Genomic DNA, 23303 nt, shown 5'->3' on the forward strand with positions numbered 1-23303 from the left:
TTGTTGCAGCGCAGTATCCGGCTAACGGTTAAAAAACCGTAAACACGTGGCGTGTCGCACGTGTCCAAGGTCGGAGTGGGACCGGCCTGCGCGATCCATCAGCCGATACCAACCTGGAGAGAGCCCGGATGAAGCCAGTCAAGTTGTGCACCGCCGTTGCCGTCGCCCTGCTCGCGGCGGTTCCGTTCGTTTCGTTTGCGCAGGAGGCCGCGGCGGAAGCCGACGCCGAACCCGAATCCCCCGTCACCTGGTCGATCGCGGTCACCACCGATTACGTCTTCCGTGGCGTCTCCCAGACCGATGAAGGTCCGGCGTTCCAGCCGGGCCTGACCTATACCGCGCCATTCGGCCTGTACGTGGGCCTGTGGGGCTCCAACGTCGATTTCGGCGACGAGGATCCGGCCGCCGGCCTGCGCGGCCCGAACTTCGAGCTCGACGCCTTCGTCGGCTACAGCCATGACTTCAACGACAGCTGGAACCTTGATGTCAGCGCGGTCCGATACACCTATCACGGCGCCAGCTCCGGCGTGTCGAGCGGCGACTACAACGAGTACATCGCCAAGCTCACCTGGGCCGGTCCGGTGGAAATCTCCGGCATGCTCGCCTACGCGCCGGACTACGGCGACCTGACTCCGAAGGCGAAGGAGAGCTACGCCAACCTCGCCGCCGCCTACGACATCGGCGACAGCGGTTTCTCGGTTGGCGCTTCGGTTGGCTACACCACGGTCGATTACGGCGAGGAGTGGGTCGAGGGCGAGCGCTTCAACTACGGCGTGGAAGATTACTTCGACGGCGCGCTGACCTTGAACAAGACCTTCGGTCCGGCCACCGCCACCCTCGGCTACTACACCACGTTCGGCTCCGATGCCGATGTGCTGAAGGCCGATGGCGAGATCTACGACAACCGGGTCGCGCTGACCATCAGCATCGGCAACTGAGTTTGTCGCATGCGGAAAAGAAGAAGGGCGCCTCGCGGCGCCCTTCTTTCTTTTGCGGTCACTTGGAATGCTGCGCGACGCTCGTCCGATGGCGTTCGGCGCGTGCGATGCATCCATGCCCCCATCCGCCTTCGGCACCCCGTATCAGGTACGGGCAGGCTCTTCCTTCCCCCGCGTTGCGGGGGAACCGGCACATCAGGTCCAGCTCAGCACGACCTTGCCGGCCTTGCCCGCTTCCATCAGATCGAAGCCCTTCTGGAAATCGTCGATCGGCAACTGGTGGGTCAGCACCTTGCCCAGCGGGAAACCGGACAGCACCAGCTGGGTCATCTTGTACCAGGTCTCGTACATCTTGCGGCCGTAGATGCCCTGCACGGTCAGGCCCTTGAAGATGATCCGATCCCAGTCCACGCCGGCGCCCTTGGGCAGGATGCCGAGCAGGGCGATCTTGCCGCCGGGGTACATGCAGTCGAGCATGTCGTTGAACGCGCGCGGGTTGCCGCTCATCTCCAGGCCCACGTCGAAGCCTTCCATGTGCAGATCGGCCATCACGTCCTTGAGCGAGGTGTTGGCGACGTTGACCACGCGGGTGGCGCCCATGTCGGCGGCCAGTTTCAGGCGATAGTCGTTGACGTCGGTGACCACCACGTTGCGCGCGCCGATGTGCTTGCAGATGCCGGCGGCGATGATGCCGATCGGGCCGGCGCCGGTGATCAGCACGTCCTCGCCGATGACATCGAATTCCAGCGCGCAGTGCGCGGCGTTGCCGTAGGGATCGAAGAAGGCGGCCAGTTCGCTGGGGATCTGGTCCGGGATCGGCCACAGGTTGCTGGCCGGCATCACCATGTATTCGGCGAAGGCGCCGTTGACGTTGACGCCGATGCCGACGGTGTTCGGGCACAGGTGCGGGCGCCCGCCACGGCAGTTGCGGCAGTGGCCGCAGACGATGTGGCCTTCGGCCGAGACGCGTTGGCCGACTTCATAGCCGGTGACCGCCGAACCGAGCGCGGCGATCCGGCCGACGAACTCGTGGCCGATGGTCAGGCCCGGCTTGATGGTGCGCTGGCTCCATTCGTCCCACAGGTAGATGTGCAGGTCGGTGCCGCAGATGGCGGTCTTCTCGAGCTTGATCAGCACTTCGTTCGGGCCGGGCTGCGGCACCGGCACCTCTGCCAGCCAGATGCCCTTGGCCGCTTCGCGCTTGACCAGCGCCTTCATCATTTGCGTCATGGAATGTGTTCCGGACCGGGACGGTGAGGGCGCGGATTATACGCGGGCGGCCGGAACCGTATGGTAAGCCGCGACGGGCGAGGCCTTTCGTTCCGGGCCCCGGAGCGGGTGCGGGCGGGCCGAGCCGATCTAGGCCGAAAGTCATGGTCGGCCAACCGGCCACGGCCGTTACAATCTAACGTTCATTTTTCCAAGGGGATTCACCCATGCGCCTCAACCTGCTTGCTGCTTCACTCGCCGTCGCCTGCCTCGCGCCGGCCGGCCTCGCCCATGCCGGAGAGGGCATGTGGGTGCCGCAGCAACTGCCGGAGATCGCCGGTCCGCTGAAGAAGGCCGGGCTGAAGCTCTCGCCGGAACAACTGTCCAACCTGACCGGCGATCCGATGGGCGCCGTGGTCGCCCTGGGCGGCTGCACCGCCAGCTTCGTCTCGCCGCAGGGCCTGGTGGTCACCAACCATCACTGCGCGTATGGCGCCATCCAGCTCAACTCGACCGCCGAGAAGAACCTGATCAAGGACGGCTTCAACGCCCCGACCTTGGCCGACGAAGTCAGCGCCGGTCCGAACGCGCGCGTCTACGTGCTCGACGACATCAAGGACGTGACCGCCGAAGCCAGGGCCGCGATCGCCGCCGCCGGCAACGATCCGCTGGCGCGCACCCGGGCGCTGGAAGCGTTCGACAAGAAGCTGGTCGCCGACTGCGAAGCCGAAGGTGGTTTCCGCTGCCGCCTGTACAGCTTCTCCGGCGGCAACACCTATCGCCTGTTCAAGAACCTGGAAATCAAGGACGTGCGCCTGGCGTACGCGCCTCCCGGCAGCGTAGGCAAGTTCGGCGGCGACATCGACAACTGGATGTGGCCGCGCCACACCGGCGACTTCTCGTTCTACCGCGCCTACGTCGGCAAGGATGGCAAGCCGGCCGCGTTCTCCAGTGACAACGTGCCGTACCAGCCCAAGCATTGGCTGAAGTTCGCCGACCAGCCGCTGGGCGCCGGCGACTTCGTGATGGTGGCCGGCTATCCGGGCTCCACCAACCGCTACGCGCTGGCCACCGAGTTCGACAACACGGCCAGTTGGACCTATCCGACCGTCGCGCGCCACTACAAGGCGCTGATCGAAATGGTGAAGGCGGCCGGCAAGACCAACCCGGACATCGCGGTGAAGTACGCCAGCAGCATGGCCGGCTGGAACAACACCAGCAAGAATTTCGAAGGCCAGCTGGAAGGCTTCAAGCGCATCGATGCCGCCGGCCAGAAGCACGCCGAGGAAACCGCGGTGCTGGACTGGCTGAAGGGCCAGGGCGGCAAGGGCAAGACGGCGCTGGACGCGCACGCCCAACTGGTGGCGCTGGCCGAGCAGGCCAAGACCACCCGGGAGCGCGATCTGGTGGTCGGCCAGTTCGGCAACAGCGGCGTGATCGGCGTGGCGACCACGCTGTACCGCCTGTCGATCGAGAACGAGAAGCCCAACACCGAGCGCGAGTCCGGTTACCAGGAGCGCGATCTGCCGGGCATCGAAGGCGCGATGAAGCAGATGGAGCGCCGTTACGTGCCGGCCATGGATCGGCAGATCCAGCAGTACTGGCTCAACGAATACGTCAAGCTGCCGGCGGCCCAGCACGTGGCGGCGGTCGACGCCTGGCTGGGCGGCAACGACGCGGCCGCGGTCAAGCGCGCGCTCGACAAGCTGGCCGGCACCCAATTGGGCAGCACCGAGGAACGCCTGAAGTGGCTCAAGGCCGATCGCAAGGCTTTCGAAGCCAGCACCGATCCGGCCATCCAGTACGCGGTGGCGGTAATGCCGACCCTGCTGAAGCTGGAGCAGGAGCGCAAGACCCGCATGGGCGAGTCGCTGGTCGCGCGTCCGGTATTCCTGCAGGCGCTGGCCGACTACAAGAAAAGCCAGGGCGAGTTCGTTTATCCGGACGCCAACCTGTCGCTGCGCATCACCTTCGGCAACGTGATGGGCTACGAGCCCAAGGACGGCGTGGCCTACACCCCGTTCACCACCCTGGAAGGCGTGGTCGCCAAGGAAACCGGGCAGGATCCGTTCGATTCGCCGAAGGCGCTGCTCGATGCGGTCAAGGCCAAGCGCTACGGCGGCCTGGAAGACAAGCGCATCGGTTCGGTGCCGGTGAACTACCTGTCGGATCTCGACATCACCGGCGGCAACTCCGGCTCGCCGGTGCTGGACGCGAACGGCAAGCTGGTCGGCCTGGCCTTCGACGGCAACTGGGAATCGGTCAGCTCCAACTGGGTGTTCGATCCCAAGATGACCCGCATGATCGCGGTGGACGGCCGTTACCTGCGCTGGATCATGCAGGAGGTCTATCCGGCGCCGCAGCTGCTGAAGGAAATGAACGTTCCGGCGGCGAAGTAAGCGGTCGGAAAATGGTCTGACCCACCGAAAAAGGGCGGAACCAGGCAACGGGAGCGGTATGATCTGCTCCCGTTGCCGTTTCCGGGGTTGGAAACGGCGCTCCCCCCAGCCGGAATCCCCCACGCATGCGCATCCTGCTTGCCCGCCATGGCGAAACGCCGTGGAACGCCGAAGGCCGCTACCAGGGCCAAATCGACATTCCCCTCTCGCCCATCGGCGAATCACAGGCGCAGGCGCTGGGCCAACGGTTGCAGGACCTTCCGATTACCCGCGCGGTGGCCTCGCCGTTGACCCGCGCGGCGACGACGGCGCGCTTCGCGCTGGGCCCGTCACGCGCCGACATGCTGACCACCGACGAGGATCTGCAGGAAATCGCCCACGGCGAGTGGGAAGGCCTGCTGGCCAGCGAAATCCACGAGAAGGATCCCGCGCGCCTGCACGCCTGGCGCGAGGAACCCGACACCGTGCTGATGCCGGGCGGCGAATCGCTGCGGCAGGTGCTGGATCGTTCCTGGCGCGGGCTGGTGCGCGCGACCGATGGACTGGGCGAGGGCGACACTTTGCTGGTGGTCGCCCACGACGCGGTCAACCGGGTCATCCTGTGCCGCATCCTCGGCCTGCCCATCGCCAAGCTGTGGACCTTCCGCCAGGCGCCGACTACGCTCAACCTGCTGGAAGGACCGGATGTGGAGCGGCTGGAAGTGGTGCGCCTGAACGACTGCGCGCACCACACGCCGTTCTTCGGCGAAGCCAAGCACCGCGCGCTGTAACCGCGTCGCGCGGGCATCCGGCATGGGCTGGAAGCAGACCGTGTTCGGCAGCGAACGGCCGGCCCGCGAACAATGGGTCGGCGCGCTGGTGGCGCTGGCGGTTCTGGCGCTGGTGATGACGGGCATGTTCGTGGACTTCGCGCCGGCGCCGGTGTTGCGGGGCGTCCACATGGCGGTGATCTTCCTGATCGTGGGCGTGCTCGAAACCGCGCTGCTGTTCGCGCATGCCAGCCGCAAGGGGCGCATGGGCCCACTGGTCGACAAGGGGTTCCTGAAGTTCCTGTTCCTGCTGGTGGCGATTCCCTGCATGCTCGGCTTCGTTTCCTGGCTGATCGCCATCAAGACGCTGCCGTGGGGCATCACCCGCGTGTTCGGCAGCGAAGTGCGCGAAAGCCACGTGATGGCAACCCGTCATACCCGCAGCCGGCGCGCCTGCGACTACCGGTTGTCCGGTGGCCCGATGGAAGGCGCGTTTCCTTCCTACCTGTGCATCCGCGAAGCGTTCTACCATCGCCACCCGGACCAGCAGGTCGAAGTGGTGCTGACCGGCCGGCGATCCGCGCTGGGTTTCAGCATCCAGCACATCTACTCCCAGGAATGAAGATGGCGTCACTCCCGCAAACCCTCGACGACTGGCTGGCCTACATCGAGCAGCAGCACCCCAGGTCCATCGACATGGGCCTGGAGCGCGTGCGCACGGTGGCCGATGCGTTGGGGCTGGGGCGGCCGGCCAGCCAGGTCATCACGGTCGGCGGCACCAATGGCAAGGGATCGACGGTGGCGTTCATCGAATCGATCGGCCGCGCCGCCGGCTGGCGGGTGGCCGCTTATACCTCGCCGCACCTGCTGCGCTACAACGAGCGCGTGCGCATCGACGGCGACGACGCCGGCGACGAGCAGCTGATCGCCGCGTTCGTCGCGGTGGAGCAGGCGCGCGACGACGTGCCGCTGACCTATTTCGAATTCGGCACGCTGGCCGCGCTGTGGCTGTTCCAGCAGGCGCAGCTGGATCTGGCGGTGCTGGAAGTGGGGCTGGGCGGACGCCTGGACGCGGTCAACCTGGTGGATCCCGATGTCGCGGTGATCACCACCGTCGACATCGACCATGTCGACTGGCTGGGGCCGGATCGCGAGAGCATCGGCCGGGAGAAGGCCGGCATCGCGCGTGCATGGAAGCCGCTGGTGCTGGGCGAAATCGACTCGCCGTCCAGCGTGCTGCGGCATGCCTACGCGATCGGCGCCAACGCGTTGCGGCTGGGCAGCGATTTCTTCCAGGAAGCGATCGACGAACAGCATTGGCGCTGGCGCGAGGTCGGCGCCGAACTGGAGCTGCCGAATCCGCCGCTAGCCGCGCCGGTCCAACGCAACAACGCCGCCGCCGCGATCGCCGCGCTGCGCGCGCTGGAGACGCCACCGCCGGATGCCGCCTTCGCCGAGGGCATCGCCGCGGCGCGGCTGCCGGGACGGTTGCAGGTGCTGGTCCGCGATGGCGTGGATATCGTGGTCGATGTCGGCCACAACCCGCAGGCCGCGCGCGAACTGGCGGCCTGGCTGCGCGCGCAGCCGCCCGCGCCGACGCAACTGGTGTATGCCGCGCTGGCCGACAAGGACGCGGCCGGCGTGGTCGCCGCGTTCGATGGCCTGGACGTGCGCTGGCACCTGGCCGGACTGGAGCCGGATACGCCGCGCGGGCAGGACGTGGCGGCGCTGGCCGGGCGCCTCGCCGATACCGCGGCAGGTTCGGGACGCCGGCACGCCACGGTCGCCGAAGCGCTGGCCTCGGCGCGCGGCGATGCAGCGGCGGGTTCGCGCATCCTGGTGTTCGGTTCCTTCCACACCGCCGCCGAAGCACTGCGCGCCCTGCGTTCATCCGAATGACGGGAAGCCCGGAACGGGCACCGTATAATCGCGGGATTCTCGCCGTGGCGTAGCGTGGGGTCTGATGGATACTGCTCTGAAACAGCGTCTGATCGGCGCGATCGTCCTGGTCGCGCTGGCGGTCATCTTCCTGCCGATGCTGGTCAAGGGACCGGCGCCCGACAGCGGCGTCTCGGATGTGCCGCTGAAGGTGCCCGACGCGCCCGAAGGGCAGTACGAAACCCGTGAATTGCCGCTGGTCACGCCGGACGGCGCACCCGCCACCGGCGCGGTCGGCTTGCCGGCCGCCACGCCGGCGGCCTCTCCCGACGCCGCCGCGCCGGCCGATCGCGGCCTGATGCCGGCGGCGACCGCGGGCGGCAACTACGCGGTCAGCTTCGGCGCCTATGCCAGCGCGACCGATGCCGACGCGGTCATCGCCCGCCTGAAGCAGGGCGGGTTGCCGGGCTACCGCGAGGCGGCCACCATCAATGGCCGCAGTGCCTACCGCGTGCGCATCGGTCCTTATCCGGATCGCGCCATCGCCGAATCGCAGCGGCTGGAGGCCGTGAAGATCCGCAGCGACGTGAAGGCCCAGGTCGTGGTGCTCGACGCCGGCGCCGAAGTCGCCGCGTCTCCGGCAGCCGCGCCCTCGGTCGCCCAGGCCGCCGCGCCGACCCCGGCCGTCACCACCCAGGCGCTGCCGCCGGAACCGGCCAAGCCCGCGCCCGCCAAGCCCACCCCGGCACCCGCCACGACGACCGCTGCCACGCCGCCGGCCAAGCCCGCCACGGCTCCGGCCGAGAAGCCGGCGGCCAGGCCCGAACCGCCCAAGCCGGCGGCCAGCAGCATCGGTTTCGCCGTGCAGCTTGGTGCGTTCTCCAAGCCCGAAGAGGCCAACGCCCTGCGCGACAAGGTGCGTGCGGCTGGCTTCAGCGCCTTCGTCGAGCAGGTCCGCACCGACAAGGGCACCCTCAGCCGGGTGCGGGTGGGGCCGGTGGCCAGCCGCGCCGACGCCGATCAGCTGAAGGCGCAGGTGGCGGCCAAGTTCGGCATCAGCGGCATGGTCCGTCCGCATCCCTGACGCCTGACGGATGCCGATGATCGACCTCGTGCTGGCCGCCGTCATCGGCGCGTCGGCGCTGTTCGGCCTGCTGCGCGGCTTCATCGGCGCGCTGGCTTCGCTGCTGGCCTGGCTGCTGGCGGGCTGGGTGGCATTCCACTACGGCGCGGAAGTCGCCGGCATCCTCGCCGAAGGCGGCACCCCGGGCGCGACCGAGCTGTTCGGCGGCTACGCGCTCAGCTTCATCGCGGTGATGATCGTGGTCGGCCTGATCGGCTGGCTGGTCCGCCTGCTGGTGAAGGCGATCGGGTTGTCGGCGCTGGATCGCATGCTGGGCTTGGCGCTGGGCCTGGCGCGCGGCGCGCTGGTGGCCTGCATCCTGGTCCTGCTCGCCGGCTTCACCGACCTGCCGCGCGAGCCGTCCTGGGCGCAGTCGCGGCTGGTGCCGGTGCTGCTGCCGGGCGCGCAATGGCTGAGCCGCTGGCTGCCGGAATGGACCGTATCGGAACTGGATTTTGGCTTCGGCCCTCCGGCAGGCGATAATGGCGTCCTTCCCGCCTTGCCTCCGCCGCTGGACGAAACCGGCGCGCAGCAAGCTCCAGATTCCCCGCCAGCTTCGAACTGATCGAACCGGAGAGCGTCATCCATGTGCGGTATCGTCGGCATCGTCGGCCACCAGAATGTTGCCGGCCAGCTCTATGACGGGCTGACCGTCCTCCAGCACCGAGGGCAGGACGCCGCCGGCATCGCCACCGCCGACGGCACGCGCCTGCGCGTGCACAAGGACAACGGCCTGGTCCGCGACGTGTTCAACGCCAAGGCCATGAGCGTGCTGGAAGGCCGCGTGGGCATCGCCCACTGCCGCTACCCGACCGCCGGCTCCGAGGGCATGGACGAGGCGCAGCCGTTCTACGTCAACTCGCCTTACGGTATCGCGCTTGCGCACAACGGCAACCTGATCAACACCGAGGCGCTGCGCCAGGAAGTGTTCGCCCAGGATCGCCGCAACATCAACACCGAGTCCGACAGCGAAGTGCTGCTGAACGTGTTCGCGCACGAACTGGACCTGCAGCGCACCCTGTCGCCGGAGACGGCCATCCGCGCGGTCGCCGGCGTGCACCGCCGCGTGCGCGGCGGCTATGCCGTGGTCAGCGTGGTGCTGGGCCTGGGCCTGGTGGCGTTCCGCGATCCCAACGGCATCCGTCCGCTGGTACTGGGCAAGCGCGAGCACAACGAGGGCGTCGAATACATCGTGGCCTCCGAATCGGCGGCGCTGGACATCCTGGGTTTCCAGCGCGTGCGTGACGTGATGCCGGGCGAGGCGCTGGTGATCACCGCGCGCGGCGAGCTGTTCTCCGAAATCTGCGCCGATGCCAAGCAGCATGCGCCGTGCATCTTCGAGTACGTCTACTTCGCCCGCCCCGACTCGATGATCGACAACGTGTCGGTGCACAAGGCGCGCATGCGCATGGGCGTGAAGCTGGGCGAGAAGATCCTGCGCCTGCGCCCGGATCACGACATCGACACCATCATCCCGATCCCGGACACCTCGCGTGACGCCGCGCTGGAAATCTCCAACGTGCTGGGCGTGAAGTACCGCGAGGGCTTCATCAAGAACCGCTATGTCGGCCGCACGTTCATCATGCCGGGCCAGAGCGAGCGGGTGAAATCGGTGCGCCGCAAGCTCAACCCGATCCACCTGGAATTCCGCAACCGGGTGGTGCTGCTGGTCGACGACTCGATCGTGCGCGGCACCACCTCGCAGCAGATCGTGCAGATGGCGCGCGACGCCGGTGCGCGCAAGGTCTACCTGGCCTCGGCCGCGCCGCCGGTGCGCCACCCGAACATCTACGGCATCGACATGCCGGCGGTGGACGAACTGGTCGCGCACGATCGCAGCGTCGAGGAAATCGAGAAGCTGCTCGGCTGCGACTGGCTGGTCTACCAGGATCTGGAGGATCTGGAAGCGGCGGTGCGCGAAGGCAATCCTCAGCTGACCAAATTCGATTCGTCCTGCTTCGACGGCGAGTACGTCACCGGCATCGAGCCTGGCTATTTCGAGCGCATCCAGCAGGCCCGTTCGGACGAGGCCAAGCGCAAGCGCCGGGTGTCCTGAAGCGGGGATTGGGATCGGGGATTCCGGATTGGCAAAAGCCGAGGCCGGATTGCCTGAAACCGCCACACTTGTCATGAGCGCTTTGCCGGGCAATCTGTTCGAGGCCGCGCGCATCTGCCTGGATGCGGCGGTGGTCGACGACAAGGTCGCGCTGACCCAGCGATATGCCGACGCCTTCCGGCGCGGTGAACTGGCGATTCCGGCGCAGGCGCCCGGACCGGAACCCATCCGCATGCCCGGCCGGCCACCCCGACCGGCGCTGGTGCATCCGCGCGATCTGCCGCGTCGGGGTCTCGGCAATCCGCAGGGCCGCGCGGCCTTCATCCATGCCATCGCCCACATCGAACTCAATGCCATCGACCTGGCCTGGGACGCGGTCTACCGCTTCCGAGGGTTGCCGGCGGATTTCTACGCCGATTGGGTGGCAGTGGCCAGCGACGAATCGCGGCATTTCGTGCTGCTGCGGGATCGCCTGCGCGAGTACGACCACGAGTACGGCGACTTCGACGCCCACAATGGCCTGTGGGAAATGACCGAGAAGACCGCGCACGACGGTCTGGCAAGGATGGCGCTGGTGCCGCGCGTGCTGGAGGCGCGCGGCCTGGACGTGACGCCCGGGATGATCGTCAAGCTGCGCGAACTCGGCGACGATGCCACCGCCGACATCCTCGAAATCATCCTGCGCGAGGAAATCGCGCACGTCGCCGCCGGGTCACGCTGGTACCGCTGGTACTGCCAGCGCGCGGGCATCGAACCGCGCCAACGCTTCCGCGAACTGCTGAAGGAATACGCGGGCGGTTACCTGCATGGCCCGTTCAATCTGCAGGCGCGCTTGTCGGCGGGTTTCGATGAAGATGAACTGCTGGCCCTGCAGGCCGAAGCGCCACGTTAGCGCCCCGTTGAGGGGGGCGTGGACTTATGCGGGGCGTCGGCGCCACCGGATCCGGGAGTGCCAGCGGCGCAAGCTCCGCGCTGCGGATGGAACGGCTAGGGCGTAAAAGGCAGCGACTCGAGCACCCGGTTGTTCGCATCCACGCGCAGCACCGATCCCTGCTCGTACCAATCACCCAGCACGATGCGCCGGCAGGCGCGTCCGTCGATGTCGAACTCGTGGACGGCCGGACGGTGGGTATGGCCGTGGATCAGCGTGTCCACCCCGAAGCGGCGCAGGGCGGCATCCACGGTGGCCGGGGTCACGTCGGTGACGGTCTCGAATTGCGCGCGATCGGACTGGATCATGCCCTGCTGGCGGGCCTGGCTGGCGGCGCGGGCCTGGGCGGCGAACGCCAGGCGGGCCGCCAGCGGCTGGCCCAGGAACTGCTGCTGCCAGGCGGGATCGCGGGTCTGCGCGCGGAACTGCTGGTAGGCGACATCGTCGGTGCACAGCAGATCGCCATGCATCAGCAGGACAGGACGTCCGTACAGCGTCACCACCGCCGGATCCGGCAGGATGCGCATGCCGGCGCGCCGGGCGAAGGCGTCGCCGACCAGGAAATCGCGGTTGCCGCGGATGAAGTACACCGGCACGCCCAGCTCGACCACTTCGCGGATGCGATCGGCCACATAGGCGCCGGTCTCCGAAGGATCGTCATCACCCACCCAGGCCTCGAACAGATCGCCCAGGATGTACACCGCCTCGGCCTGGCGGCCCTCGCGATGCATGAAGGCGCCGAACAGCTCGGTGATGGCCGGGCGCTCGGCGTCCAGGTGCAGGTCGGAGATGAAGAGCGTGGTCATGGAGGAATGATAAGGCAGCCGGGATTGGGGATTGAGGTGGGCAGGCGGTTCCCGCGGGAAATCCAGGCGCATGACGCTGGCTCCAAGGCGATCCTGCGACCGCTCCGAATCCCCGATCCCGAATCCCCGTTCCCGGCCTTCAGGTAAAATCGCCCCATTCAGTTTGCCGAGTCCGTCCATGACCTGCCGTACCCGTTTCGCCCCCAGTCCCACCGGCTACCTGCACATCGGCGGCGCGCGCACCGCGCTGTATTGCTGGCTGGAAGCGCGGCATCGTGGAGGCGACTTCATCCTGCGCATCGAGGACACCGATCGCGAGCGCAGCACCCAGGCCGCCATCGACGCGATCCTGGAAGCGATGGACTGGCTGGGCCTGGACTACGACGAGGGCCCGATCTACCAGACCCACCGCATCGAACGCTATCGCCAGGTGGCCGAGCAATTGGTGGCCGATGGCAAGGCGTACTACGCCTACGAGAGCAAGGAAGAACTCGACGCCATGCGCGAGGCGGCGATGGCCGCCCAGCAGAAGCCACGCTACGACGGCCGCGCCCGGGATCAGAACCTGCCGTACCGCGATGATCCCAACCGGGTGATCCGCTTCAAGAACCCCACCGAGGGCAGCGTGGTGTTCGACGACCGCATCAAGGGCCGCATCGAGTTCAGCAACAGCGAACTCGACGACATGGTGATCTTCCGGCCGGACGGTTTCCCCACCTACAACTTCGCGGTGGTGGTCGACGACTGGGACATGCGCATCACCGACGTCATCCGCGGCGATGACCACATCAACAACACCCCGCGCCAGATCAACATCTACGAGGCGCTGGGCGTGCCGGTGCCGAAGTTCGCCCACATGCCGATGATCCTGGACGAGCAGGGCGCCAAGCTGTCCAAGCGCACCGGCGCGGCCGACGTGATGCAGTACAAGGACGCCGGTTACCTGCCGCATGCGCTGATCAACTACCTGGCGCGGCTGGGCTGGTCGCATGGCGACCAGGAGATTTTCAGCCGCCGGGAGCTGATCGATCTGTTCTCGGTGGAGGACGTCAACTCCAAGGCCGCGCGCCTGGACATGGCCAAGCTGGGCTGGGTCAACCAGCACTACCTGAAGTCGGACGAGCCGGAGAGCATCGCGCCGCACCTGGAATACCAGCTGCGCAAGCTGGGCCTGGATGTCGACCAGGGTCCGCGCCCGGCCGATGTGGTGGTGGCGATGCGCGATCGTGTGCAGACCCTGAAGGAAATGGCCGAACGCGCCGCCGTCTGGTACCTGCCGCTGGAGAGCTACGACGAAGCCGCGGTCGCCAAGCACCTGGTGCCGGCCGCGCATGCGCCGCTGGCCAAGGCGCGCGAGCTGCTGGCCGGTGCGGCGGAATGGACCGTCGAATCGGTGTCCGCCGCGCTGCACGACACCGCCGCCGCGCTGGAAATCGGCATGGGCAAGGTCGCCCAGCCGATGCGGGTGGCGATCACCGGCACCCAGGTCAGCCCGGACATCTCGCAGACGGTTTACCTGGCGGGTCGCGAACAGGCCTTGAAACGCATCGACGCAGCGCTTATCAAGACAGGCGGAGCAGCCTGAAACGAGGGACCCCATGCCCAGGACGCACAGTTGTACGGATCCGAAACACCATGTCAGCGACGCGCGCGCTTTCGTGCGCGCGGTCGAGCACGCCTGCCAGGAACGCGGCCTGCGGCTGACCCCGATCCGTGCGCGCGTGCTGGAGCTGATCGCCGATGCCGGCAAGCCGGTGAAGGCCTATGAGTTGCTGGACTGGGTGCGCGCCACCAAGGGCGTGGGCGCGGATGCGCCGCCGACGGTGTACCGCGCGCTGGATTTCCTGATGGCGAACGGTTTCGTCCACAAGCTGGAATCGGTCAACGCCTTTGTCGCCTGCCATCATCCCAACAGCGCCCAGCATTCGGTGCCGTTCCTGATCTGCGATCGCTGCCACAGCGCGGTGGAGCTGGAGGATCGCGAAGTGGTCGGGCAACTGGAGCAGCGCGCCAAGGCGCTGGGCTTCCAGCCACAGGCGCAGACCCTGGAAGTGCATGGCCTGTGCGCGCGCTGCGCGGAAGCCGCCAACGCGGATTGAACGGGAAGCTGTAGGAGCGACGTCAGTCGCGACCTGGAATTGCGGCTACCCGGAACCCTGATTTTTCCAATGCGGCATCAACGCGCCCCCCGGGCCATGGCGTTCCGGCTTACGCCGCTCCTACAGGGGTAGTGGGCATCAGGCCGTCGCCAGCTTGAGCCTCGGCGCGTTTTCCCGGATCGGCAGGTTGGCCGCGGCGGCGAGCAGCGCCAGCGCCATGTCGCCGTACCACATCAGCGAATAATCGCCGAAGCGTTCCATCACCACGCCGCCCAGCCACGCGCCGAAGAAACCGCCCAACTGGTGCGACAACAGGGTCAGGCCGAACAGCGTGCCCAGGTAGCGCGGGCCGAACAGCTTGCCGACCAAGCCGGCGGTCGGCGGCACGGTCGCCAGCCAGGTGAAGCCCAGCGCGGCGGCGAACACGTAGAAAGTCAGCGGCGTTGGTGGCGACACCAGATAGATCGCGATCATCAGCGCGCGGCTGGCGTACATCACCGCGAGGATCCATTTCATCCGGTAGCGCTGGCCCAGCGCGCCCGCCGCGAGGCTGCCGGCGACGTTGAACAGGCCGATCAGCGCGATCGAGGCGGCGGACACGCTGGCCGGCAAGCCGCACAGCGCGATCTCGCCGGGCAGATGGGTGACCAGGAAGGCGATGTGCACGCCGCAAGTGAAGAAGCCCAGGTGCAGCATCCAGTAGCTGCGATCACGCAGGGCGACGCCGAGCTGTTCGCGCAGGGTCATTTCCACCGGCACGTCACCGGCGTGGGCGGCGGGCGCCTGCGCGGTGCGCCGCCGCAGCGGCCAGGCCAGCGGAATCGCCGCCAGCGACGCCAATGCCAGACCATACATCGCGGTGGCCCAGCCGGCGACGCTGATCATCATCTGCACCAGCGGCGCGAACACGAACTGTCCCATCGACCCGCCGGCATTGATGAAGCCGGCGGCGAAGGAGCGCTTCTCCGGCGCCATCTGCTGCGCGGTGGTGCCGATCAGGATCGAGAAACTGCCGGCGCCGGCACCGGCGGCGGTCAACAGGCCCAGGGTGAACATCAGGCCCCACTGCGACGTCATCCAGGGCGTGAGCGCCAAGCCGATGGCCAGCAACATCGCGCCCAGCACCAGCACGCCGGTCGAACCGCGCTTGTCGGCGATTGCGCCGAATACCGGTTGCACCGCGCCCCAGGTGAACTGGCCGATCGCCAGGGCGAAGCTGATCGCGGCGATGCCGACTCCGGTGCTTTCATGGATCGGGGCGACGAACAGGCCGGTGGTCTGGCGCGCGCCCATCGTGACCATCAGGGTCGCGGCGGCGGCCAGCAGCAACGCCCAGGGCGTGCGCGAGGTCGTGGTCATTCGGCGGTCTCCAGCACGTGCAGGCGTTCGGTGAGGGTTTCGAGATCGGCGTGCAGGCGGGCGACGGCCTCGCTGCCGAAGGCTTCGTCGATGGTGTGCTGCGCGCGCTGCCAGTGCGGGCGCGCCGCCTGCAGGCGCGTGCGGCCGGCGTCGGCGAGTCGCAGCAGGCGCTGGCGGGCATCTTCTCCGCGCGTCTCGACCAGCATGCCGGCGGCCAGCAGCGGCTTGAGGTTGCGGGTGAGTGTGGTGCGGTCCATGCCGAGTTCGTCGGCCAGGCTGCCCAGCGTGCGCGGCGATTCGCCGGCCCGGCGCAGGATGCTGTACTGGTTCAGGCTCAGATCCACCGCCGCCAGTTCGCGGTCGTAGATCTGGGTGACCCGGCGGGTCGCCCGGCGCAGGTGGAAACAGGTGCAGGGGCTGCGGAAGGAGGACATGGGCGCGAACCCGGGGCGGGAACCGGATTATAGGTGCATATGCACATAAATCAATGTGCCCGTCCGCAGGCCGAGGGCGCCGCGGATGGGGCCGTTCGTGGACGCGACCGGAGCCGCCGAACCAGCGCTGCGCCACCCGCGACCGGAAGGCCCGATGCCTTGCTTCCCAAAACAAAAACGGCCACCCGCAAGGGTGGCCGTGCTTCACACGGGTGGAGAGAGGCCCGTCAGAAGTAGGCGCGGACGCCGAAGGCGACGCCGCGGCCCGGCAGCGGCGAGAAGTCGCGCAGCAGCGAGGTGTGCGGGCGCGCTTCCTCATCGGTCAGGTTGCTGCCGTCCAGGAACACTTCCCAACTGGTTTCCGGACGCTCCCAGCGATAGGCCAGATGGGCATCGACCAGGGTGTAGCCCGGGCTGGGCTCCTCGTTCCGGGCGACGTCGTCCTGTTTGGCGTAGCGGACCGCGCCGACCGAGGCGCGCCAGCCGCCCAGCGACCAGTCGAGATTGGCGCCGAAACGGGTGGGCGCGATGCGCGGCAGGTTGCCACCCTGGGCCACATCGACCGCGTAATGATGCGAGTGATCGCCGTGCGGCACGTCGAACTGCACATTGCGCGTGCCGCTGCCATCCAGTTCCGCGCGCACGGTGTCGCCGAACAGTCGCAGATCCCAGGCGCCCGCCGCATCGGAATCGATCAGCTTGATGCGCGCCTCGGCCTCCACGCCCTTGAACTTGGCATCCTGTTGCGTCCACAGGCGCACCGGCAGGCCTTCCTCGATGCCGGTATCGGCGAGGTAGATGAAGTCCTTGAAGTTTGTCTGGTAGACGGCCAGCTTGAATTCGACGCGATCGGTGTGCGCGTGCAGGCCGATTTCCGCGCGGCGGCTGCGTTCCTTTTCGAGATTGGCGTCGCCGATTTCCACCGATTGGGTGGCGACGTGGGTGCCCGCGGCGAACAGTTCCTCGTTGGTCGGCGCACGCTCGGCGCTGTCCAGGCCGAAGCGCAGGTCGAACGCGGGATTGATGCGCCAGATCGCCGCGCCGGACAGGCTGGTCACGTTGAAGTCGCGATCCGCGTGGCCTTCCGGATCCAGCTTGACCTGGTCATGGCGGCCGCCGAGTTCCAGCTTCCACGGGCCGAATTCCTTCTCCTGCACCACGAACACGCCGAGCGTATCGGTGAGCGTCGCCGGGACGAAAGCTTCCTCGCCGATCGCGCCGAAATCGCTGCGACCGTACTGCAGGCCGAATGCGCCACGCCAGCCGGCCAGTTCCTTCTGCACCGCTTCCAGCCGCAGTTCGCGACCGCGATTGGTGAAGCGGGTGGCCGGCATGCCGCCTTCCAGTTCGACGTGTTCGTAGTCGTTGTAGGCGCCGCGCAGATTGATGGCTTCAAGGAACGGGAACGGGTCGTAGATACCGGCCTTCACGTCGATGCGGTTCTGCACCATGTCGATGCGGACCGGACCTTCCTCCTCGTGGGCTTCCTCTTCCTCGCCTTCGTGTTCGTGGCCGTGGTCGTCGTCATGGACGTGGGCGCCGGCGGGAATGCCGTAGTTGTTGCGGTAGGTGCTGGCGGCCAGGCCGAAGTAGGCCTTCTCGCCCAGCCAGGTCGCGCCGACCGCGCCGGCGCGCGTGCGCACCGAACTGTTCGGCAGGACGCCCTTCGGCTGTTCTTCCTCGTGCGCGTGATCCTCTTCGCCCTCGTCATGGTGTTCGAGGATGGCGTAGCCGGGGATGTCGTAATCATCGGTGTTGCGGACCAGGCCATCCACGTGCAGCACCCAGTTGCCGTTGACGCCGTCCAGCCGGAACATGCCGCTGCGCTCGTCGTTGACCGTGTTGCCGCGCAGTTCCACCCGCCCGCTGAAGGGATCCTCGGGCAGGGTGTCGGGCAGGCGGCCGTCGACCACGTTGACCGCGCCGCCGATCGCGCCGCTGCCGAACAGCAGGGTGGCCGGGCCTTTCAGCACTTCGATCTGATCGGCCAGGAACGGTTCGATGGTGACCGCGTGATCCGCGCTGACGGTGGAAGCGTCCATCGAGCCGATGCCACCGGACAGCACCTGCACGCGCGGGCCTTCCTGCCCGCGGATGATCGGACGGCCCACGCCGGTGCCGAAGAAGGTGGTCTGCACGCCCGGCAGCTTGGCGACGGTATCGCCGAGGGTGGCGGCCTTGTTGCGGTCCAGTTCCTCGCCGACCAGCACGTCCACCGGCTTGGCCAGCGACTCGGCGCTGCCCTTGAGCGGCGAAGCGGTCACCACCACGGCATCCAGATCGCGCGGCTGCCGGGGGCCATCCGCGTCGGTGTCGGCGGCCAGGGCGGCACCCGCGGGGGCGAGGACGGCGAGGGCCAGGGCGCTGGCGAGCAGGCGGCGGGGGGGGAAGGGACGGGATGGCTTCATGGAGGAGGAGATCCAGATGAATGGGAAGGGCTTGACGAATGTTATAATATACCAATGTCGATAAGACACCCCTCCCGGAAGTCATACTTGCCGCCATGAACGAACGTTTCCGCCGCCTGCTGGACCGCTTCGGCGCCACCGGTTCCCTGATTTGCGCCATCCACTGCGCGCTGACTCCCTTTCTGCTCGCGGCGATTCCGTCGCTGGGCCTGTCGGCGTGGCTGGGCGACGGTTTCGAGCGGACGTTCGTCGTATTCGTGACCGTGCTGGGCTTGTTCAGCCTGCTCTGGGGCTACCGCCGGCATCGCACGTTCCGGGCGCTGGGCCTGCTCATCGTCGGACTGGTCACCCTGTGGGCCGGCGTGCTGTATCCGCCACTGCACGAGCCGATGATCGTCCACGCCATCGTGATGACCCTGGGCGGCACCCTGGTCGGGCTCGCCCACCTGGTGAACCTGCGGCTGAACCACTGGCACGTCCACGACGCCAGCTGCGCGCATTGAGACGCGCGGGCCAAGGCTTTCAGGCGCCGCTGTGATAGGCTTTGCGGCCTCGCGCACGGCCCCGCCCGGGCTGTACCGCCAGCGCGGCAATTCAATGAATCAGGAGAACAACGATGGGCAAGGGTGACCGCAAGACCGCCAAGGGCAAGCGCTACGTGTCCAGCTACGGCAACGCGCGCAAGAGCACCGTGGCCAAGGCCGGTATCGCCGCCACGGCGACCGCCAAGAAGACCGTGGTGAAGGCGCCGGTCAAGAAGGCCGTGGCCAAGAAGGCCGTCGCCAAGGCGTAAGCCTTCCGCGCCGGGTCCACGGATCCGGCAGCAGGAAAAAGAAAACCCCGGCTCGCGCCGGGGTTTTTCTTTGCGTGCGTCGAAACGCGGGGCGCGTGCCGGAAGCGATCAGCGCCGGCCTTCGACCAGCATGCGTGCGGCCAGGCCGGCCAGGACGGTACCCATCAGCCAGCGTTGTACGGTCTGCCACAGCGGACGTTGGCCGAGGAACAGGGCAATCGAACCGGCCATGATCACAATCAGCGCGTTGACGCTGACGCTGACCGAAATCTGGAGAAGCCCCAGCTGCAGCGACTGGGCCAGCACGCTGCCGTGCGCCGGATCGATGAACTGCGGCAGCAGCGACAGGTACATGACCGCGACCTTTGGATTGAGCAGGGTGGTGGCAAAGCCCATCGCGAACAGTTTGCGTCGGCCGTCCCGGGGCAGATCGCGGATCTGGAACGGGGAGCGTCCCCCCGGCCGTATCGCCTGCCATGCGAGGTAGAGCAGATACAGCGCGCCGCCCAGTCGCAGCGCGTCGTAGGCGTAGGGGACCGCCATCATCAATGCGGTGATGCCGAAGGCCGCGCACAGCACGTAGAAAACGAAGCCCAGCGCCACTCCGCCCAGCGAAACGAGGCCCGCCATCCGTCCCTGCGAGATCGATCGGGACACCAGGTAGATCATGTTCGGGCCCGGCGTCAGCACCATGCCCAGGCAGATGAGGGCGAATGCGACCAGGGTAGAGGGTTCGGGCATGGCGATGTTCCAGCGTGTGGAAGTGTGGAGGCCGCGCCAGGGGTGATGGCCCTCACCCGCGCGCACGACGATACCGCAAAAGTCTTTCAGCGCACCCGGTGGCCGCCGGCGTAGACGCCGGTCACCAGATCGCCCCCCAGCCAGTAACTCAGCTGCGCCGGCTGGGCGATGTTCCAGAGCACGAAATCCGCACGCCGCCCCACCGCCAGGACGCCGCGATCGGCCAGTCCCAGCGCGCGTGCGCCCTGCACGGTGGCGCCGCGCAACGCTTCCTCCGGCGTCAGGCGGAAATGGGTGCAGGCCAGCGACATCGCCAGTCGCAGCGACTGCAGCGGGGCGGTACCGGGGTTGCAGTCGGTGGCGACCGCCATCGGCACGCGATGGCAGCGGAACGCGTCCAGCGGAGGCAGCCTGGTTTCGCGCAGCACGTGGAAGGCGCCGGGGAGCAGCACCGCCACGGTGCCGTGCGCGGCCATCGCGCGCACGCTGTCCTCGGAGGTGTACTCGACATGGTCCGCGGAGAGGCCGTCGAACTCGGCGACCAATGCCGCGCCATGGCCATCGCTGAGCTGATCCGCATGCAGCTTGACCGGCAGGCCGAGCGCGCGCGCGGCCTCGAACACGCGACGCGTCTGCGCGGCATCGAAGGCGATGCGTTCGCAGAACGCATCCACCGCATCGACCAATCCCTCGGCATGCAGCTCCGGCAGCCACTCGCAGACCGCATCAATGTAGGCGTCGGCCCGCCCGCTGTATTCCGGCGGCAGCGCGTGCGCACCCAGGAAGGTGGTGCGTACGGTGATGCCCAGTGTTTCACCGATCCGGCGCGCGACCCGCAGCATCTTGCGTTCGTTGGCCAGATCCAGCCCATAGCCGGACTTGATTTCCAGGGTGGTCACGCCATCGCCCAGCAGCGCGCGCGCGCGCGGCAGCGACTGCGCGAGCAGTTCATCCTCGCTGGCGGCACGGGTGGCGCGCACGGTGGAGACGATGCCGCCGCCGGCCCGCGCGATGTCCTCATAGCTCACGCCCTGCAGGCGCTGCTCGAATTCACCGGCGCGATCGCCGGCAAACACCGTATGCGTGTGACTGTCGACCAGGCCGGGCGTGATCCACCGGCCTTCGGCGCGCGCCAGTGGGCGGGCATCGTCCGCATCGTGGCGATCCCAGTCCGCGCGGGTGCCGACAAAGTCCAGCACGCCATCGCGCCAGGCCAGCACGCCATGTTCGATGACGCCGTAACCGGCATCGCCATTCAATGTGATCAGGTTCGCGTCCAGCAGGACGCCGTCGGCAGGCAGGGATGAGGCGGTCATGCGGCCATTCTAGAACGGCGCAGCCTTCAGCCGAACAGATCATCGCCTGACAATGCACCTTCCAGCGTCAGCAGGTAGTGCTTGGTTGGCAGGCCGCCGCCGAATCCGGTCAGGCTGCCGTCGGCGCCGATCACGCGATGACAGGGCAATATGATCGGCAGCGGATTGCGACCATTGGCCGCGCCGACCGCGCGGGTGGCGGTCGGCTTGTCCACGCGCCGGGCGAGTTCGGCGTAGCTGATGGTTTCCCCGTAGGGGATATCGGCGAGGGTATGCCACACGGTGCGCTGGAAATCGGTCCCCTGCGGGGCGAGCGGAAGGTCGAACTCGCGGCGCTCGCCACGGAAGTACTGGGCCAGCTGGCGCGCGGCTTCGCGTATCACCGCGTTGTCGCCCGGCTGCCATTCCGGCGAGCGCTTGTACGGATGGCGCGGGTTGTCGAATTCGATCACGCGCAGCGCGTCCTCGTCGGCCACCAGCAGCAGTGGACCGACCGGGCTGTCGATGTGGCGATAACGCAGGGGAGTGTTCATGGTTTGGAAGAGGGCATGGGTTTGGGAGCGGGCATGCTGTCGCGCCACAACTGGATCACCGCATAGGCTCGCCACGGGCGCCAGGCTTCGGCGCGCGCGGTGAGTACCTTGGCGGTCATGCGGCTGCCATCGGTGGGCACGGCCTTCTGCAGGACCAGATCGTCGGCGGGGAAGGCATCGGGATGGCCCAGTGCGCGCATGGCCATGTAGTTCGCGGTCCACGGCCCGATGCCGGGCAGCGCGACCCAGCGCGCGGTGAAATCCTCCAGGGTGCGCTCGCCGCGGAAATCCACGCGGCCGTCCAGCAAGGCGCGCGCCATCGCGCTGACGGTGGCGGCGCGTGCGCGGGTCAAGCCGATGCGGGTCAGATCGACATCGACCAGCGCCTCGGCGGTCGGGAACAGGTGCGCGAGGCCGGGGCCGAACGGCGTCGGCAGCGGCGTGCCATGCTGCTGCGCCAGGCGTGCGGTGAGCGTGCGCGCGGCGGCCACGCTGACCTGCTGGCCGATGACCGCGCGCACCGCGATCTCGAAACCGTCCCAGCCGCTGGGCAGGCGCAAGCCGGGCCGCTTGCGCAGCAGCGGGCGCAGGCGCGGATCGGCGCCCAGCGCGCCTGCGATCGCCTGCGGATCCGCGTCGAGATCGAACATGCGGCGGATCCGGCTGACGATGGACAGCAATTGCGCGGGCGCGGCGCCGTGCAGTTCCAGCCGCAGCGCGTGATCACCGGGCTGGTCGCTCCAGCGGCCGACCCGCAGCCAGCCGGGCGCGTCCACGCTGCCGATGACCCGTGCATAGCTGTCCGCGTCGACGTATTCGACGCCGGGCAGGGCGCGGCCGCGCAGGAAATCCAGCATCGCTTCGAAATCGTACGGAGGCCGGTAGCCGAGCCGCAGGGCCACGCCGCCATCGTCCACCGCCACGTCGCGCTTGCGCAGATCGCGCGGCGCCATCCGGTACGCCTCGCGGAAGCTGGTGTTGAAGCGGGTCAGGCTGCCGAAGCCGGCGGCCAGCGCGACCTGGGTGATCGGCAGGCGCGTCTCGGTGAGCAACTGTTTGGCGAACAGCAGCCGGCGGGTGCCGTGCACGCCGATCGGACTGGCGCCGAGCCGGTCGTTGAACAGTCGCCGCAGCTGGCGTTCACCCAGTCCGAGCGTATCCGCGAGATCCGCCAGCGGGCGTTCGGCCAGCGCGCCCTGATCGATCAGCTTCAGCGCGCGCGCGACGGTTTCGTCGCCGCGCCGCCACGCGCCGTCGCCGGGCGAGAGTTCGGGCCGGCAGCGCAGGCAGGGGCGGAAACCATCGGCTTCCGCGGCGGCGGCGTTCGGGTAGTAGGTGACGTTGACCGGCTTCGGCGCCGGCGCCGGGCAGACCGGCCGGCAATAGATGCGGGTGCTGGTGACGGCGGTGAAGAACAGGCCGTCGAAGCGGGCGTCCCGGCTCAGCCGCGCCTGCTCGCAGACGCGGTGATCGGGCAGGCCGGCGGGGTGGGGAGCGGTGGACATGGGAGCAGGCTAGCACCGCGCCCGGC

At 68.0% G+C, this 23303-nt stretch carries 22 protein-coding genes; 13 read left to right on the forward strand and 9 right to left on the reverse strand.

The genetic code is table 11. The features are described from left to right. Positions 1 to 128 precede the first annotated feature (128 nt). Entirely contained in the window at positions 129 to 938 is an 810-nt protein-coding gene (locus tag AC3DE2_RS15235; RefSeq protein ID WP_295382105.1) for a TorF family putative porin, read from the forward strand. 195 nt (positions 939 to 1133) lie between these two features. On the opposite strand, the gene tdh is transcribed toward AC3DE2_RS15235, so the two are convergent. Further along, on the reverse strand, positions 1134 to 2168 hold the full coding sequence (gene tdh, locus AC3DE2_RS15240) for an L-threonine 3-dehydrogenase (RefSeq protein ID WP_488426895.1): 1035 nt from the start codon (positions 2166 to 2168) through the stop codon (positions 1134 to 1136). 206 nt (positions 2169 to 2374) lie between these two features. Between tdh and AC3DE2_RS15245 the strand changes: the two genes are divergently transcribed. The 8 genes from AC3DE2_RS15245 to AC3DE2_RS15280 all read left to right on the forward strand — a co-directional run bounded on the left by AC3DE2_RS15245 (position 2375) and on the right by AC3DE2_RS15280 (position 11244). Then, complete coding sequence (locus AC3DE2_RS15245; RefSeq protein WP_488426897.1) at positions 2375 to 4546, forward strand: S46 family peptidase; 2172 nt, start codon at positions 2375 to 2377, stop codon at positions 4544 to 4546. A 125-nt stretch (positions 4547 to 4671) separates the two neighbouring features. Continuing rightward, a complete protein-coding gene (locus AC3DE2_RS15250) occupies positions 4672 to 5316 on the forward strand; it encodes a histidine phosphatase family protein (protein ID WP_488426899.1) in 645 nt (214 codons plus the stop codon). A gap of 22 nt (positions 5317 to 5338) precedes the next feature. Next, on the forward strand, positions 5339 to 5917 hold the full coding sequence (locus AC3DE2_RS15255; protein WP_488426901.1) for a hypothetical protein: 579 nt from the start codon (positions 5339 to 5341) through the stop codon (positions 5915 to 5917). Positions 5918 to 5919: 2 nt separating this feature from the next. After that, the gene (gene folC, locus AC3DE2_RS15260; protein WP_488426902.1) at positions 5920 to 7194 is read left to right on the forward strand and encodes a bifunctional tetrahydrofolate synthase/dihydrofolate synthase; all 1275 of its coding nucleotides are present in this window, start codon (positions 5920 to 5922) and stop codon (positions 7192 to 7194) included. A gap of 64 nt (positions 7195 to 7258) precedes the next feature. After that, a complete protein-coding gene (locus tag AC3DE2_RS15265) occupies positions 7259 to 8257 on the forward strand; it encodes an SPOR domain-containing protein (protein WP_488426903.1) in 999 nt (332 codons plus the stop codon). Positions 8258 to 8273: 16 nt separating this feature from the next. Beyond that, complete coding sequence (locus tag AC3DE2_RS15270) at positions 8274 to 8861, forward strand: CvpA family protein (protein ID WP_295375830.1); 588 nt, start codon at positions 8274 to 8276, stop codon at positions 8859 to 8861. Positions 8862 to 8882: 21 nt separating this feature from the next. Beyond that, a complete protein-coding gene (gene purF, locus AC3DE2_RS15275) occupies positions 8883 to 10352 on the forward strand; it encodes an amidophosphoribosyltransferase (protein ID WP_295375832.1) in 1470 nt (489 codons plus the stop codon). A gap of 73 nt (positions 10353 to 10425) precedes the next feature. After that, positions 10426 to 11244 (forward strand): ferritin-like domain-containing protein, encoded by an 819-nt coding sequence (locus AC3DE2_RS15280; protein ID WP_488426905.1) that lies wholly within the window; start codon positions 10426 to 10428, stop codon positions 11242 to 11244. A gap of 95 nt (positions 11245 to 11339) precedes the next feature. Here the strand turns inward: AC3DE2_RS15280 and lpxH are convergent, their stop codons facing one another. Further along, positions 11340 to 12089, reverse strand: coding sequence for a UDP-2,3-diacylglucosamine diphosphatase (lpxH, locus tag AC3DE2_RS15285; RefSeq protein ID WP_488426907.1), 750 nt, complete (start codon positions 12087 to 12089; stop codon positions 11340 to 11342). A gap of 178 nt (positions 12090 to 12267) precedes the next feature. On the opposite strand from lpxH, the gene gltX reads away from it, so the two are divergent. Both gltX and AC3DE2_RS15295 read left to right on the forward strand, forming a co-directional pair. Beyond that, positions 12268 to 13674, forward strand: a complete 1407-nt coding sequence (gene gltX, locus AC3DE2_RS15290; RefSeq protein WP_488426909.1) for a glutamate--tRNA ligase — start codon at positions 12268 to 12270, stop codon at positions 13672 to 13674. 13 nt (positions 13675 to 13687) lie between these two features. Next, complete coding sequence (locus AC3DE2_RS15295; protein ID WP_488426910.1) at positions 13688 to 14188, forward strand: transcriptional repressor; 501 nt, start codon at positions 13688 to 13690, stop codon at positions 14186 to 14188. Positions 14189 to 14326: 138 nt separating this feature from the next. On the opposite strand, the gene AC3DE2_RS15300 is transcribed toward AC3DE2_RS15295, so the two are convergent. The 3 genes from AC3DE2_RS15300 to AC3DE2_RS15310 all read right to left on the reverse strand — a co-directional run bounded on the left by AC3DE2_RS15300 (position 14327) and on the right by AC3DE2_RS15310 (position 18389). Next, complete coding sequence (locus tag AC3DE2_RS15300; protein WP_488426911.1) at positions 14327 to 15547, reverse strand: MFS transporter; 1221 nt, start codon at positions 15545 to 15547, stop codon at positions 14327 to 14329. After that, entirely contained in the window at positions 15544 to 15981 is a 438-nt protein-coding gene (locus AC3DE2_RS15305) for a MarR family winged helix-turn-helix transcriptional regulator (protein ID WP_488426912.1), read from the reverse strand. Before AC3DE2_RS15305 ends, AC3DE2_RS15300 begins: the two co-directional genes overlap by 4 nt. Positions 15982 to 16208: 227 nt before the next feature. Beyond that, on the reverse strand, positions 16209 to 18389 hold the full coding sequence (locus tag AC3DE2_RS15310; RefSeq protein WP_488426913.1) for a TonB-dependent receptor: 2181 nt from the start codon (positions 18387 to 18389) through the stop codon (positions 16209 to 16211). A 95-nt stretch (positions 18390 to 18484) separates the two neighbouring features. On the opposite strand from AC3DE2_RS15310, the gene AC3DE2_RS15315 reads away from it, so the two are divergent. Further along, the gene (locus AC3DE2_RS15315) at positions 18485 to 18892 is read left to right on the forward strand and encodes a MerC domain-containing protein (protein ID WP_488426914.1); all 408 of its coding nucleotides are present in this window, start codon (positions 18485 to 18487) and stop codon (positions 18890 to 18892) included. A gap of 113 nt (positions 18893 to 19005) precedes the next feature. Further along, the gene (locus AC3DE2_RS15320) at positions 19006 to 19182 is read left to right on the forward strand and encodes a 30S ribosomal protein THX (RefSeq protein ID WP_295375849.1); all 177 of its coding nucleotides are present in this window, start codon (positions 19006 to 19008) and stop codon (positions 19180 to 19182) included. Between the two features lie 108 nt (positions 19183 to 19290). Here the strand turns inward: AC3DE2_RS15320 and AC3DE2_RS15325 are convergent, their stop codons facing one another. From AC3DE2_RS15325 to AC3DE2_RS15340, 4 genes are all read right to left on the reverse strand, one after another. Then, positions 19291 to 19923: a LysE family translocator gene (locus tag AC3DE2_RS15325; protein WP_488426915.1), complete on the reverse strand. Its 633-nt coding sequence runs from the start codon at positions 19921 to 19923 to the stop codon at positions 19291 to 19293. A gap of 86 nt (positions 19924 to 20009) precedes the next feature. Continuing rightward, a complete protein-coding gene (gene hutI / locus AC3DE2_RS15330; RefSeq protein ID WP_488426916.1) occupies positions 20010 to 21239 on the reverse strand; it encodes an imidazolonepropionase in 1230 nt (409 codons plus the stop codon). A gap of 26 nt (positions 21240 to 21265) precedes the next feature. Then, complete coding sequence (locus AC3DE2_RS15335; protein WP_488426917.1) at positions 21266 to 21772, reverse strand: methylated-DNA--[protein]-cysteine S-methyltransferase; 507 nt, start codon at positions 21770 to 21772, stop codon at positions 21266 to 21268. Further along, positions 21769 to 23277 (reverse strand): AlkA N-terminal domain-containing protein, encoded by a 1509-nt coding sequence (locus AC3DE2_RS15340; protein ID WP_488426918.1) that lies wholly within the window; start codon positions 23275 to 23277, stop codon positions 21769 to 21771. The genes AC3DE2_RS15335 and AC3DE2_RS15340 overlap by 4 nt, the downstream gene beginning before the upstream one ends. Positions 23278 to 23303: the final 26 nt, after the last annotated feature.

The organism is Pseudoxanthomonas sp. 68-E7 (genome assembly GCF_057773145.1).

Bases quoted from the DNA above. Each gene is read 5' to 3' on its own strand.
- AC3DE2_RS15235 (WP_295382105.1), top strand. From the start codon at position 129: ATGAAGCCAGTCAAGTTGTGCACCGCCGTTGCCGTCGCCCTGCTCGCG.
- tdh (WP_488426895.1), bottom strand. From the start codon at position 2,168: ATGACGCAAATGATGAAGGCGCTGGTCAAGCGCGAAGCGGCCAAGGGC.
- AC3DE2_RS15245 (WP_488426897.1), top strand. From the start codon at position 2,375: ATGCGCCTCAACCTGCTTGCTGCTTCACTCGCCGTCGCCTGCCTCGCG.
- AC3DE2_RS15250 (WP_488426899.1), top strand. From the start codon at position 4,672: ATGCGCATCCTGCTTGCCCGCCATGGCGAAACGCCGTGGAACGCCGAA.
- AC3DE2_RS15255 (WP_488426901.1), top strand. From the start codon at position 5,339: ATGGGCTGGAAGCAGACCGTGTTCGGCAGCGAACGGCCGGCCCGCGAA.
- folC (WP_488426902.1), top strand. From the start codon at position 5,920: ATGGCGTCACTCCCGCAAACCCTCGACGACTGGCTGGCCTACATCGAG.
- AC3DE2_RS15265 (WP_488426903.1), top strand. From the start codon at position 7,259: ATGGATACTGCTCTGAAACAGCGTCTGATCGGCGCGATCGTCCTGGTC.
- AC3DE2_RS15270 (WP_295375830.1), top strand. From the start codon at position 8,274: ATGATCGACCTCGTGCTGGCCGCCGTCATCGGCGCGTCGGCGCTGTTC.
- purF (WP_295375832.1), top strand. From the start codon at position 8,883: ATGTGCGGTATCGTCGGCATCGTCGGCCACCAGAATGTTGCCGGCCAG.
- AC3DE2_RS15280 (WP_488426905.1), top strand. From the start codon at position 10,426: ATGAGCGCTTTGCCGGGCAATCTGTTCGAGGCCGCGCGCATCTGCCTG.
- lpxH (WP_488426907.1), bottom strand. From the start codon at position 12,089: ATGACCACGCTCTTCATCTCCGACCTGCACCTGGACGCCGAGCGCCCG.
- gltX (WP_488426909.1), top strand. From the start codon at position 12,268: ATGACCTGCCGTACCCGTTTCGCCCCCAGTCCCACCGGCTACCTGCAC.
- AC3DE2_RS15295 (WP_488426910.1), top strand. From the start codon at position 13,688: ATGCCCAGGACGCACAGTTGTACGGATCCGAAACACCATGTCAGCGAC.
- AC3DE2_RS15300 (WP_488426911.1), bottom strand. From the start codon at position 15,547: ATGACCACGACCTCGCGCACGCCCTGGGCGTTGCTGCTGGCCGCCGCC.
- AC3DE2_RS15305 (WP_488426912.1), bottom strand. From the start codon at position 15,981: ATGTCCTCCTTCCGCAGCCCCTGCACCTGTTTCCACCTGCGCCGGGCG.
- AC3DE2_RS15310 (WP_488426913.1), bottom strand. From the start codon at position 18,389: ATGAAGCCATCCCGTCCCTTCCCCCCCCGCCGCCTGCTCGCCAGCGCC.
- AC3DE2_RS15315 (WP_488426914.1), top strand. From the start codon at position 18,485: ATGAACGAACGTTTCCGCCGCCTGCTGGACCGCTTCGGCGCCACCGGT.
- AC3DE2_RS15320 (WP_295375849.1), top strand. From the start codon at position 19,006: ATGGGCAAGGGTGACCGCAAGACCGCCAAGGGCAAGCGCTACGTGTCC.
- AC3DE2_RS15325 (WP_488426915.1), bottom strand. From the start codon at position 19,923: ATGCCCGAACCCTCTACCCTGGTCGCATTCGCCCTCATCTGCCTGGGC.
- hutI (WP_488426916.1), bottom strand. From the start codon at position 21,239: ATGACCGCCTCATCCCTGCCTGCCGACGGCGTCCTGCTGGACGCGAAC.
- AC3DE2_RS15335 (WP_488426917.1), bottom strand. From the start codon at position 21,772: ATGAACACTCCCCTGCGTTATCGCCACATCGACAGCCCGGTCGGTCCA.
- AC3DE2_RS15340 (WP_488426918.1), bottom strand. From the start codon at position 23,277: ATGTCCACCGCTCCCCACCCCGCCGGCCTGCCCGATCACCGCGTCTGC.